The sequence below is a fragment of the Williamsia sp. M5A3_1d genome, from assembly GCF_053345315.1.
In genome coordinates this window covers 1,095,678-1,107,798 of sequence record NZ_JBKEZX010000001.1, presented here as the reverse complement: position 1 = coordinate 1,107,798, position 12,121 = coordinate 1,095,678, and the positions used below count along the sequence as shown (strand labels likewise).

At 68.9% G+C, this 12,121-nt stretch carries 13 protein-coding genes and 1 riboswitch; of the genes, 5 read left to right on the top strand and 8 right to left on the bottom strand.

Annotated features, from left to right (window positions below):
* The first annotated feature begins 9 nt into the window (after window positions 1-9).
* Complete coding sequence (locus ACLBW1_RS05125) at window positions 10-1,491, top strand: class I SAM-dependent methyltransferase (RefSeq protein WP_447810480.1); 1,482 nt, start codon at window positions 10-12, stop codon at window positions 1,489-1,491.
* 1 nt (window position 1,492) lies between these two features.
* On the opposite strand, the gene ACLBW1_RS05120 is transcribed toward ACLBW1_RS05125, so the two are convergent.
* Window positions 1,493-1,975, bottom strand: coding sequence for a MarR family winged helix-turn-helix transcriptional regulator (locus ACLBW1_RS05120; RefSeq protein WP_447810478.1), 483 nt, complete (start codon window positions 1,973-1,975; stop codon window positions 1,493-1,495).
* Between the two features lie 101 nt (window positions 1,976-2,076).
* Here ACLBW1_RS05120 and ACLBW1_RS05115 point away from each other — a divergent pair, with 101 nt between their 5' ends.
* Both ACLBW1_RS05115 and ACLBW1_RS05110 read left to right on the top strand, forming a co-directional pair.
* Window positions 2,077-2,604: a phenolic acid decarboxylase gene (locus ACLBW1_RS05115; RefSeq protein WP_447810476.1), complete on the top strand. Its 528-nt coding sequence runs from the start codon at window positions 2,077-2,079 to the stop codon at window positions 2,602-2,604.
* Window positions 2,601-3,068: a DUF3237 domain-containing protein gene (locus ACLBW1_RS05110; RefSeq protein ID WP_447810474.1), complete on the top strand. Its 468-nt coding sequence runs from the start codon at window positions 2,601-2,603 to the stop codon at window positions 3,066-3,068. The genes ACLBW1_RS05115 and ACLBW1_RS05110 overlap by 4 nt, the downstream gene beginning before the upstream one ends.
* Window positions 3,069-3,075: 7 nt before the next feature.
* Here ACLBW1_RS05110 and ACLBW1_RS05105 read toward each other — a convergent pair whose 3' ends face one another.
* From ACLBW1_RS05105 to ACLBW1_RS05080, 6 genes are all read right to left on the bottom strand, one after another.
* Complete coding sequence (locus ACLBW1_RS05105) at window positions 3,076-3,390, bottom strand: DMT family transporter (protein WP_447810472.1); 315 nt, start codon at window positions 3,388-3,390, stop codon at window positions 3,076-3,078.
* 10 nt (window positions 3,391-3,400) lie between these two features.
* A riboswitch (guanidine-III (ykkC-III) riboswitch) is annotated at window positions 3,401-3,463 on the bottom strand.
* Between the two features lie 33 nt (window positions 3,464-3,496).
* On the bottom strand, window positions 3,497-5,155 hold the full coding sequence (atzF, locus tag ACLBW1_RS05100; protein ID WP_447810471.1) for an allophanate hydrolase: 1,659 nt from the start codon (window positions 5,153-5,155) through the stop codon (window positions 3,497-3,499).
* On the bottom strand, window positions 5,152-7,152 hold the full coding sequence (locus tag ACLBW1_RS05095) for a 5-oxoprolinase/urea amidolyase family protein (protein WP_447810469.1): 2,001 nt from the start codon (window positions 7,150-7,152) through the stop codon (window positions 5,152-5,154). Before ACLBW1_RS05095 ends, atzF begins: the two co-directional genes overlap by 4 nt.
* Window positions 7,152-7,844: an urea amidolyase associated protein UAAP2 gene (locus tag ACLBW1_RS05090; protein WP_447810468.1), complete on the bottom strand. Its 693-nt coding sequence runs from the start codon at window positions 7,842-7,844 to the stop codon at window positions 7,152-7,154. The genes ACLBW1_RS05095 and ACLBW1_RS05090 overlap by 1 nt, the downstream gene beginning before the upstream one ends.
* 28 nt (window positions 7,845-7,872) lie before the next feature.
* Window positions 7,873-8,712: an urea amidolyase associated protein UAAP1 gene (locus tag ACLBW1_RS05085; RefSeq protein ID WP_447810467.1), complete on the bottom strand. Its 840-nt coding sequence runs from the start codon at window positions 8,710-8,712 to the stop codon at window positions 7,873-7,875.
* Window positions 8,709-10,295: an amino acid permease gene (locus ACLBW1_RS05080; RefSeq protein ID WP_447810466.1), complete on the bottom strand. Its 1,587-nt coding sequence runs from the start codon at window positions 10,293-10,295 to the stop codon at window positions 8,709-8,711. The genes ACLBW1_RS05085 and ACLBW1_RS05080 overlap by 4 nt, the downstream gene beginning before the upstream one ends.
* 164 nt (window positions 10,296-10,459) lie before the next feature.
* Between ACLBW1_RS05080 and ACLBW1_RS05075 the strand changes: the two genes are divergently transcribed.
* Together ACLBW1_RS05075 and ACLBW1_RS05070 are read left to right on the top strand one after the other, a co-directional pair.
* Window positions 10,460-11,077, top strand: coding sequence for a TetR/AcrR family transcriptional regulator (locus ACLBW1_RS05075; RefSeq protein ID WP_447810464.1), 618 nt, complete (start codon window positions 10,460-10,462; stop codon window positions 11,075-11,077).
* Window positions 11,078-11,171: 94 nt separating this feature from the next.
* Entirely contained in the window at window positions 11,172-11,459 is a 288-nt protein-coding gene (locus tag ACLBW1_RS05070; RefSeq protein WP_447810462.1) for a putative quinol monooxygenase, read from the top strand.
* A gap of 29 nt (window positions 11,460-11,488) precedes the next feature.
* Here the strand turns inward: ACLBW1_RS05070 and ACLBW1_RS05065 are convergent, their stop codons facing one another.
* Window positions 11,489-12,097, bottom strand: a complete 609-nt coding sequence (locus ACLBW1_RS05065; RefSeq protein WP_447811147.1) for a TetR/AcrR family transcriptional regulator — start codon at window positions 12,095-12,097, stop codon at window positions 11,489-11,491.
* Window positions 12,098-12,121: the final 24 nt, after the last annotated feature.

Below are 12,121 nucleotides of genomic sequence, written 5' to 3'. Positions count from 1 at the left end.
CTGGGCGTCGTGGCCGACACCGATCCCCTGTACGCACAACGTGATCGCGCCGATTCGTTCGGTGCCGTGGCGCGCGCCTACGACGCACACCGACCCCGGTACCCCGATGAGGTGATCGACGACATCGTGGCCGCGGCCGGTGGTGGGCGTGTGCTCGATGTCGGGGCGGGGACCGGTATCGCCTCGGCGCAGCTCGCCGATCGCGGACTCGAGGTACTCGCCCTCGAACCGGACGCGGCGATGGCAGAGGTGGCCGCGGCGAAGGGGATCGGCGTCGAGCGGGGCACGTTCGAGCAGTGGGACGCCGCGGGTCGGACGTTCGATCTGATCCTGTTCGCACAATCGTGGCACTGGGTCGACTCGACCGTCGCTGTGCCCAAGGCGATGTCGCTGCTGAACCCGGGTGGACGCCTCGTACTGCTGTGGCACATGACGAATCCCGAGTCACCATCGGCCGAGGCGTTCGACGCCGTCTACCAGCGGTACACCCCCACCGCGCCACCGCGCGGTTCGAGCGACGATGTCTCGCTGTCGGATGCGCTGACCGCGGGCGGTTTCACCGTGACCGAGACGACCTACCCGGTGCGCGCGGAGTACACCACCGACGCCTGGCTCGACATGGTGTTCACGTTCTCAGCACAGATCGTGCTGTCCGACTCCGACAAGGCCTCGCTGCGTGATGATCTCGCCGCCCTGGTGGGATCCGACGGGGTGACCGTTGCCGGTGTCGCCTACGTCGCGACCGCCACCCGACCGACCCGCCCGGTGCACACCGATCGCGCGCTGGCACTGAGCTTCGGCGCCGAGGCCGACAACTACGAGCGGCACCGGCCGGATTTCCCGGCCGCGATGATGGACGCAGTCGCCGAACTGGGTTCGCGGGTGCTCGATGTCGGGACCGGCACCGGCAAGGCCGCCGCCGCGCTCACCGCGCGGGGATGCGAAGTGGTCGGCGTCGAACCCGACGCTGCGATGGCCGCGATCGCCCGTGCGAAAGGTGTTGCGGTCGAGGACGGCACGTTCGAGCAGTGGGATCCCGCGGGACGTCAGTTCGACCTCGTGGTGTTCGCACGATCGTGGCACTGGGTCGACCCCGAGGTGGCCCTGCCTCGGCTCGCTGCGATGGTGCCCGCCGGTGGGCACGTCGCCCTGCTGGCACACGAGGCGAGTTGGCGAACGTTCGACGATCCCCGGATCCGCGCGGTGATCGAACGGGTGGTGCCCCTCGGGGACACCGCCGCGCGCCGCGCGACCGACGAGGTGGTGGCCCGGTTCACCTCGGCCGGTTTCGAGGTCCGCACCGAGGAGTTCCCGATGACGCAGACGGTGCCGACGGAGGAATGGCTCGACTCGGTGTTCACCTACTCGCGCTTGCTCGTCCTCGACGAGGACACGAGAACCGATCTCCGACAACAGTTGTCCGACGCCGTGGGCGCGAGCGAGATCACCGTCTCCGGCACTCCCCGCGCCATGATCGCGCGACGCCGCTGATTCAGTCCGCGTCGTCGGTGCCGTGCGCGAGGCCGATGGCGATCTCGTGGAGCACCGGCAGGGCCTGCGCCACCGCGGCGAGTTGCGCGGTGGTCAGTCCCGACAACACCGCATCGATGAGCACCGAACTCGCACTGTCGTAGCGCGCCAGCAGATCACGGGCGTGGTCGGTGGGCGCGATCCACGCCTGGCGCATGTCGTCGGCGCCGGGAAGTCGTGTCACCAGATGGGCGGCCGTCATCCCCCGGAGCACGTTGCTGATGGTCGGGCGAGCGAGGTTGAGGCCCGCGGCGAGTTCGCCGGAGGTCTGCGGTGACCGTTCGGACAGGGCGCGCAGCACCTGGATGTGGGCGTCGGGCAGGTCGGGCAGGCCTTCCGCCGATCGGGCGGACCGCAGGATCGCGCGGCGCAGCGGACCGATGACCCGACCGAGTTCGGTCGCGATCTGCGCGGTCGAGGGTGCCGATGCGTCGCCGTTCGTCACTGCTCCCCTGCTAAGCAACTCAGACCTCCCCTGGTGAGGAGACAGTAGCCACCGGGCCGAGCTATTGCCACAGGTAATGATTTTGTGACAAAATTACCACCATGACCACCACATCCGTCCAGAACCCCATCCCCATGCAGGACCTGTCCGGCATCGTCGGCCACCGGTTCATCTACACCTACGCGAACTCGTGGCAGTACGAGATGTACGTGAAGAACGCCACCACCATCGACTACCGCATCCACACCGGCATGGTGGGTGGCCGCTGGGTGAAAGACCAGGCGGTCGACCTCGTCGCTCTCGACGACGACGTCTTCAAGATCTCCTGGAACGAGCCGACCGGCACCTCGGTCGTGGTGAACGTGTTGCCGGGGAAACGTCGTCTGCACGGCACGATCTTCTTCCCGAAGTGGGTGGAGGACGCCGGCTCGAAGACCGTGGTGTTCCAGAACGACCACCTCGACGAGATGCGGGCGTTCCGCGACGCCGGGCCCACCTACCCGATCTACGTGGTGCCCGAGTTCGCGTACATCACGTTGTTCGAGCACGTCGGCGCCGACGACGAATCGGTGATCTCGGTCGGACCGTCGGAACTGCCCGAGGGATTCGCCGACCGCACCGACCTGTGACACCGCCGTCCGCGCCGGCCCTGGAGTTCGTCGCGCACCTCTCGATCGACGTCGGGTCGCCGATCGACCTCGGCGACCTCCCCCACGGCCACCGACGAGTGGTGCCGATCCTGGGTGGCACCGTCTTCGGGCCGCGGTTGCGCGGACGGGTCCTCCCCGTAGGCGCCGATCATCAGCACTTGCGCTCCGAGCGGGTGACCGAACTCGACGCGCGGTACGTCCTCGAGACCGAGGACGGTGCACGCATCTCGGTGCACAACGTCGGTCTGCGGGTGGGCAGCGCCGCCGACGTCGCCGCTCTGCTGCGCGACGAGCCGGTCGATCCACACCGCATCTACTTCCGCACCCGGCCGACCCTGTCGAGCGCCCATCCGGCCCACGCCTGGCTCGCCGAGACGCTGTTCGTCGCCACCGGGGAACGAACCCCGACCACGGTCGAACTGGACGTGTTCGCGGTCGGCTGACGGCAGATCAGTGCAGGACCTTGAGTCCGACAACACCTCCCACGATGACGGTGAGCAAGGCGATCTTCGCCCACGACGCCGACTCGTCACCGGCCAGCATGGCGTAGGTGACCGTGAGCACCGCACCGATACCCACCCACACCGCGTACGCCGTTCCGATGGGGAGGCTGCGCATCGCGAACGCGAGACCGGCCATGCTCGCGACGAGCCCGATCGCGAAGACCACCGACGGTGTCAGACGGCTGAACCCCTCGGACTTGCCGAGCGCCGTCGCCCAGACCGCCTCGAAGACACCGGAGATGATGAGAACCAACCACGCCATGACGGACTCCTGAGCACCGTCTTGTCGCTGGTCGGGTACGGCGCGCTCGTCCGAGGGTCATGGTGACCGACTTCCACGCTAGCAAAGTCGACCGCGGGTACCGGTCTCAGCGATCGAGCCAGTGGTCGACGGTCAGGTCGGTCCCCTCGGCGAGCGCCTGCGCCTGGGCGCCGAACCCGACCATCGCGGTCCCGTCCGCGAGCTCGATCGACCCGAGCAGCATCGGCGCCGGCAGTTCGGCGAGGAAGACGCCCAACGCGGCCGACGACACCACCCACTTCTCGCCGCGGATCGCCCGACCGGCGACGTCGTCACGCACCAGCCCGGGTTTGGGTGGTGTGGTGTCGAGGGCGACGAGCCGGTAAGCGGGTGCTGTGGTGATGTCGCCGGCCCACCGGGCACCGCGGCCGACGAGCTGGTGATCGAGTGGCTGACCCCGCAGGTGCGCACCGAACACCGCGAGTTCGACGGTGTCGGCGACGTTCTCGACCCAGCTCGGACCGGGGTCGGCGCCGGCGACACGTCGGGCGAGATCGATCAGGACCGCGTCGCGGTGGGCCGTTGACAGCAGCGTGACACCGAACTGCGCGGACCCGGCCGTGCCGGCGGGGACGGCCAGGGCGCACATGTCGAAGAGGTTGCAGAAGTTGGTGTAGGTGCCCATGCGGGAGTTGACCCCGACCGGATCGGCGGCGACGTCGTCGAGCGACGGGTGTTCCGGAGCAGTGGGGACCATCAGCGCATCGACCCCGTCGAGAAGCGCCAGCGCCGAGTCCCGGAGCTCGGCCACACGACGTCGATCACGGAGCAGATCGGTCGCCGAGAACCGTGACGCCGCAGCGATGATCCCCGCCACCGTGGGATCGAGATCCGGCGCACCCGTGTCCACGAAGGCGCCGACGGCGTCGTGGCGTTCGGCGACCAGGGCACCGTCGTAGAGAAGCGCGGCCGCGGCCAGGAAGTCGGTCATGTCCATTTCGCGGATCGAACATCCTGCGGCACGAACGTTCTCGACGGAACGCTCGAACGCCACCCGCCAGTCCTCGGCGAGGGGAGACAGATCGGCAGGCACGGCGATCACCGGGTCTGCGGTCGCGGCGAGCGTGGTGTCGGCGGGGAACGGTCGCGGTCCGGCGGCTGTCGCCATCGCGCCCATCGCGCGGTCCGCGGTGGCGAGGTCGGCCGCGAAGATCGTGACGCAGTCGTAGCTCGCGCAGGCCGGCACGACACCCTCGGTCGAGACCACCCCGAGGGTCGGCTTCACACCGACGATGCCCTGCAGTCCTGCGGGCACGCGCCCCGAACCCGCGGTGTCGGTCCCGATCGCGATGTCGGCGAACCCCAGTGCCACCGCGACGGCCGACCCCGAACTGGACCCGCCGGAGATGTGGTCGGGACGGCGCGAATCCCGCACCGCACCATAGGGGCTCCGGGTCCCGACGAGTCCGGTGGCGAACTGGTCGAGGTTGGTCTTGCCGATCACGACCGCACCCGCGGCCCGTAGGGCGGCCACCGCCGGTGCGTCCGTCTCGGCGATGCTCGCGAACGACGGGCACCCGGCGGTGGTCGGCAGACCGGCGACGTCGACGTTGTCTTTCACCGCCAACACCACACCGGCGAGCGGCCCGCCTGCGGCCACCGAGGCGGCGAGCTCCGCCTCGACATCGCGCTCCGGTCGGAGGTGGATGAACACCCCGTGGCGGCCGGTGCGCTCGATCTCAGCGTGGATACCGGCGATACGGCCGGGCGCGGCGACCGCGGTCATGCGACACGCTCCCGCGCGACGGAGACCTCGCCGCCATCGGACCACCGGCGGCGCTCGAGCGCACGCGCCGCCTCCATCGCGCCTCGTGACGCCGCGATGTCGTCGGCGTTCGCGTCGAGGAACGCCTGGTGTTCGGCGATGGAGAAGCGTCCGTCGTCGATCCGTATGTGACCGCGACCGGCCGCGGTGTCGGCGCGCAGGTCGAGGAGTTCGTCGGCGGACACCGGGCACCAGCGGATGCGGTCGAAGAACCGCAACAGCCAGGGGTTCTCGGGGTCGAAGCCCACGGTCGCCTGCGGATGCCGGTGATTCCACACCTGGGTGGTACGACCCACGAACTGATATCCGCCGGGGCCCTCCATGCCGTAGACGCACAGGTAGGCACCACCGATCCCGACGGCGTTCTCCGGGGTCCACGTGCGGGCGGGGTTGTACTTGGTGGTTACCAGGCGGTGGCGGGGGTCGGTCGGGACCGCGACCGGCGCACCGAGATACACGTCGCCCAGCCCGAGGACGAGATACTCGGCGTCGAACACCACGCGGTGCACGTCGTCGACCGACGGCAGTCCGTTCATGCGTCGGATGAACTCGATGTTCCACGGACACCACGGCGCATCGGCCCGCACGCCGTGCATGTAGCGTTCGGTGGCCTCGCGTGTGGACGGGTCGTCCCACGACAGCGGCAGGTGCACGGTGCGGCTCGGGACGACGAGGTCGGTCACCGATGGGAGGTCGGCCTCGCACTCGCGCAACCAGTCCACCACCGTCGGCTGTGCGATCCGCGACGGGTCGAATTTGACCTGCAGCGAACGGATCCCGGGCGTCAGGTCGATCAGCCCGGCCGGGCGGTCGAGCTCGATGCGTTCGGCCAGGGCGTGTACCCGCGCACGCGACGCGAGATCGAGGGCCATGTCGCCGTATTCCACGAGCACGTTGTCGTCGCCACTGCGCCGATAGGTGACGGTGGATCGGCCGTCGACGGTGTCGGCGGTGGTGAGCACACCGTGGTCGTCGTCGCCCCCGGTCGACACCACCGGGATGTACTGCGAGCGCCGGGATTCGCCGATCGCCCGAGGGTCGGCGGCCTCGGCGGCCCGGACCGGGACGAACCGTACGCGGTTGCCGGGCGCGATCTGCCCCAGTTTCCACCGGTCTGCGGTGGTGACGGTCACCGGACACACGAAGCCGCCGAGGCTCGGGCCGTCGGGACCCAGCAGGATCGGGGTGTCGCCGGTGAAGTCCAGCGCACCCACCGAGTAGGCGGTGTCGTGGATGTTCGACGGGTGCAGGCCCGCCTCTCCCCCGTCGTCGCGGGCCCATCGTGGCTTCGGGCCGACGAGACGGATACCGGTGCGGTCGGAGTTGAAATGCGCCTCGTAGTCGGTCGCGTAGAGGGTCGCGATGTCGTCGTCGGTGAAGAACTCCGGTGCACTGTGCGGACCGACGGTGACCGCGAGCTCCCAGCGCGACCCGATGGCGGGTTCCTCCTCGTACTGGATGCGCCGCGCGGCACCCGCGGGGGCGTGATCGGCGACGGTGAGCTGATCGCCGTCGCGCAGAGAACGTCCGTCCTTGCCGCCGAAGCGGCCGAGGGTGAACGTCGCTGCGCTGCCGAGGAACTCCTGTGCGGCGAACCCTCCGGCGACGGCGATGTACGCCCGCATGCCGAGGGTGACCGCGCCGACCGCCAGCACCGATCCCGCCGTGACGGCGATCGGGGCGCACTGCGCGACCGGCTCGCCATCGAGGGTGACCGGCGCCGGGGCCCCGGTCACGGCGACGGTCGCGTCAGCGGTGAACCGCAGGGTCGGGCCGATCATCGTGGCCTCCAACGCCGGTGTGCCCTCGGCGTTGCCGACGGCGATGTTGGCGAGCCGGAACGACAGGTCGTCCATCGGTCCCGACGGCGGCACCCCGACGTTCCAGTACCCGATCCGACCCGGCCAGTCCTGCACGGTGGTCATCGGACCCGCGCGCTCGATAATGATGGCCGACATCAGCCGACCTCGGGTCGGGTGACAATCACACGCACGGCGGTGGGATCGAAACCGTTGCAGGGGTTGTTGATCTGCGGGCAGTTCGAGATCAGGACGAGGGTGTCGACCTCGGCGCGCAGCGCGAGGCGTTTGCCGGGCGCGGAGAGGCCGTCGACGATGCCCAGTGCGCCGTCGGGATCGACCGGGACGTTCATGAAGAAGTTCACGTTGCCGACCATGTCGCGTTTGCCCAGTCCGTGCCGGGCCCCTTCGGCGAGGAAGTTCTCGACACACGCGTGCTGATGCTTCGTGTGGTGGCCGTAGCGCAACGTGTTCGACTCCTGCGAGCAGGCACCGCCGAGGGTGTCGTGGTTACCGACCTCGTCGGCGACGATGGTCATCAGCGGGTTCGATTCCTGATCACGGATCACCGAGCCGGTCGTCAGGAACACGTTGCCCTGCGCGGTGATCGTCGCCTGCGCCGAGTACCGGGCCGCGGGATCGACTGTGCCATCGGGCTTCATCCCGTAGAACAGGGTGTCGACGGCCTGATTGCCGTACAGGTCGACGATGGTGAGGACGTCACCGGCCGCGACGGCCTGCGACCAGGGGCCACGGGGGTCGACCTCGGAATCGGTGATGACGGCGCCGGGGACCATCGCCTGGTCGGCGGTGGTGTCGTGAGCGGGAGCCTCGGCAGCGGGGGCGGACATGGGGAACTCCTCGGTTCGGGATGCGGGGTCAGAGCGACGCGGCGAGTGCCGTGTCCTCGGAATTGGCGACGGCGCGGCGATATTCGGGGTCGGTGTCACCGGCGCGGGCGATCAGATCGGCGAGATCGGCCTCGGCACGCCAGGCGAGCACCTCGAGCGGGCCGGTGTCGAAGGTGGGCGCCGGGTCGACGGGGTGCGCGGTGTTGGCGATCGCGACGATGCACGGCAGGTGCAGGACGAGATCGACGTGCTTGTCGAGCCCGGCGGACCCCTTCGAGGTGATCTTCCCGTCGGATTCGACGACGACGCCGTGGAAGAACGACACCGACGGTGCCACGTCGGCGGGGGTGAGTCCGTGTTTCGCGGCAGCGACGGTGAACAGTTCCCGCCCGGCCGGACTCTGCGAGTGCAGCTGCCCCGAGCCGTACTTGGTCCGGTTCTGCGTGAGTGTCGTGGTGCCGCAGAGGGCGTCGTGGTGGCCGGAGTCGTCGGCGACCACGGTCGCGAGCACCCGGCCCTGGTCACTGAGCAACGGGTGACCTTCGCCCAGGTAGGCCTGCCACGGCACCTTGACGGTGTCGGCGACGTTGAGTCGTTCCCACGGCGCGTCGGCGCGCCACAGCAACAGGTTCGCGCACGCGCTGCCGGTCACGTCACGCAGACGCACGCGCGTGCCGCGGGCGAGGACCTTGGAGGTGTACCGACCGCCGGGGACGGTCTCGGCCCAGGTCATGTCGTCGGCTGCGACACCGCCGGGCAGGCGTGGCCACCGTGAGGGCGGCACCACCGGCATCGAGTCGGTGATCGCGCCCTCCTGCGCACGTGCATGGGCTTTGGCCCCGGCGGTGGAGGCGGTGGGGGCGCTCATCGCGACCGCTTCGCGCCGACGAGGGCATCGGTCGGGGCCGGTGCGCCCGGCAGGTTGCGTACCCGCAGGTAGGCCGCTGCACCGACGACGAGGGTGAGCGCGACGAAGATGATCGCGAAGTAGTGCAGGAACCACGACGTGCCGTCGGGGTCGTACACCTCAGCGCGCGGCCAGGCGATGTTGATCATGAGCAGGGTGCCCATCACCACCGCGATGACGTTGACGAGGATCCCCCAGCGACCCAGATCGAAGACGGGACGTCCGAAGCTGAGGCTGGTACCGCGCACCCGGTGGATCAGCGCGGGGATCGTCACCATGAGGTAGGCGATGTAGACGATCACCACCGAGACGCTGGTGATGGCGGCGAACACCCCGGCCTGGCCGAGGTTGACCAGCAGGACCGCGATCGCCAGCGCGCTCACCACGATGCCGGTGTTGACCGGGGTCCCGGTGCGCGGGTTGACCTTCGCGAGGAACGATCCGAACGGGAGTCGGTTGTCACGGGCCATGGAGAACATGACGCGAGACGCCGAGGCCTGGATGGCGAGGGTGGCCGAGAAGATGGCGATCGCGACGATCGTCAACAGCGTTGTCCCCATCCAGGTATCGAGCTGGCTGGTGATCACCCAGGCGATGCCGTCGGCGGAGAGTTCGGGAGCTCCGAGCGACGGTGCGGCCATCAGGGCGCCGAGAATCATGAGGCCACCGCCGATGAAGGAGACGAGCAATGCGTTGACGATGGCCTTCGGCGCGGTGCGGCGCGGGTCGCGGGTCTCCTCGGACAGCTCAGCGGCAGAGTCGAATCCGTACATGACGTATGCGGCCATCAGCATCGAGGCGAGGAACCCGGGGAGGTAGCCGAGGCCGGTCCCGTGTCCACCGGTGTCGAGGACGGCCTGAGCGGGCGTGCGCTCGGAGTGGACGAACATGAGCACGACCAGGAGGACGACACCGATGATCTCGATGGTGACGCCGATGATCGTGATCTTCCCCATGAACGACACCCCCACGGCGCTGATGACGGTGCAGAGCGCAATCGTGATGCTGCCCAGGATGATCGCGTTCGTGGCACCCGAGACCGAGGCGAGAGCGGTGTCGGTGCCCACGAGTTGGAACCCCGACCAGATCGACGGGAGCACGCTCTGCATCGCGATGGCGAGGGCGGCGACGCTGACGATGTAACCGATCAGCATGAACCAGCCGGCAAACCAGCCCACCCCGTTTCCGGCGAGGCGTCGCGACCACTGGTAGATGGCACCGGCGACCGGGAACTTGCCCGACAGTTCGGCGAACACCAGGCACACGCAGAACTGGCACACGAACACGATCGGCCAGGTGAAGAAGAAGCTCGGTCCGCCCAGTCCGAATCCCAGTGCGAACAGGGCGAACACGGTGGTGAGGATGGACACGAAGGAGAACCCGGACGCGAAGGCGGCGTATCCACCGATACCGCGGTGGAGTTCCTGGGTGTAACCGAGTTGCGACAGCGCCTCGGCGTCGGCGGCCGAGGAATGCGCGGAGCCACCGGATCGTGTCGCGGCGGACTTTCGGTCGAGAGCGGTCGGGGGGTCGAGAGCGGTCATGGCAGCACTCCTGTGTGTCGGGCCCGCTGCATCACCGGAGCGGTTTTCTATCGGATGATCGAAATGTAGCCAGCTCCGGGTTTCCGGTGGTTTCGCCTCTGTGAACAGCGTGTCAACGAGTGCTCACCGGCGACGGACGCCGAGTCCGCAGTAACGTCGGGCCCGTGAGCATCCGTCCACCCGCCGCCACCGGCCCCGGTCGACCGCGCCTCGTGGCGCAACGTCGCGTCGGCGGCAGTCCACGCGAGGAGATCCTCGACGCAGCCGGAGAACTGTTCACCACACAGGGTTTCGCCGGTACCTCGACCCGGGCGATCGCCGAGGCGGTGGGGTTACGCCAGGCGTCGCTCTACCACCACTTCGGGACGAAGGAGGACATCCTCGCCGCGCTGCTGCAGGAGACCGTCTCCCCCACCATGGAATTCGCGCTCGCGCTCGATCCCGACAGCGACGCCCGCGATCGCATGACCGACCTGGTCCGCTTCGACGTCGATCAGCTCGCCACCTCGCGATGGAATCTGGGTGCCCTGTATCTGCTGCCCGACGTGCGCGGCGACCGGTTCGAGGGCTTCCGGTCGGCGCGCCTGGCCCTGCGTGACGTCTACGCGGCGATCGCCGGCGAGATCGTCGGCCACGACGACCCCCGGGTCGCGGTCCCCTTCCGCCTCGTCGAGTCGGTGATCGCGCTCCGCTCGGACGGTGAGCTGGGTGCGGACGAACGGGGCGGGCCCGACGCCGTCACCGATCTCGTCGTCGACGCGGTGATGCGCATCCTGCGCTGAGCCCACTCACGCCCGACGCCGACCACGCGACCGGTACGTTCGAGACGAAGGTGTCGGCGTCCGCCGGGACCTCGAGCGCAAAGGAGCGTTGTCGATGAGCGATCTGCATGTGGTGGCGACCATCCCGGCCAAGCCCGGATTCGAGAAGGAGGTCGGAGACGCGCTCGCCGAGCTCGCGGCCGCCACCCGCGACGAGCCCGGCTGCATCTCCTACGACCTGTACGAATCACAGGCCGAGCCGGGCACTTTCGTCACCATCGAGCTGTGGAAGGCGCAGTCCGATCTCGACGCCCACATGGCCTCGCCGCACCTGACCGCGGCCATGGGCAAGGTCGGCGAGCATCTCGGGGCGCTCAAGATCCACCCGCTCACCGCGAAGTAGTGCCGAGCTCCCGCTGATCGACCGGTCGGTCAGCGGGGGACGAGCCCGTGCAGGACGACCCCGAGGTACTGATCGGCGACCGTCTGTGCGGGCATCGTCCCGCCCGGTCGATACCACCGCACGGCCACCCACACGGTGTCGCGGAGGAATCGGTAGACCAGTTCCACGTCGATGTCGGCCCGAAAGGTGCCGTCCCGAACACCTTTGGCGAGAACCGTCTCCCACAACCCGCGGAACTCGCGGTTGCGCTCGGCGATGTAGCCGAACCGCTCCAGCGACGACAGGCGCTTGGCCTCGTCCTGGTAGATGGCCACCGCGTGATGGTCACGGTCGATCGATTCGAACGACGCGACCACCAACTGCTTCAACGCCTCGTCGGCGGGCGGATCGGCGTCGACGATCTCGTGATAGCGGGCGAACAGGTCGTCGAGGAACTGCCGCAGGATCTCGTCGACCATCGACTCCTTGGAGTCGAAGTGGTGATAGAGACTGCCCGACAGGATGCCTGCCGCATCGGCGATGTCGCGAACGGTGGTGGTGCGCAGGCCCTGCTCGGCGAACATACGTCCGGCGAGGGCGAGCAACTCGTCGCGTCGTGACGAGGCCACGGGCGGCCACCTTCCCGATCGAGGGTCGATCGCATCGACCCTAGCAAGCGCTCG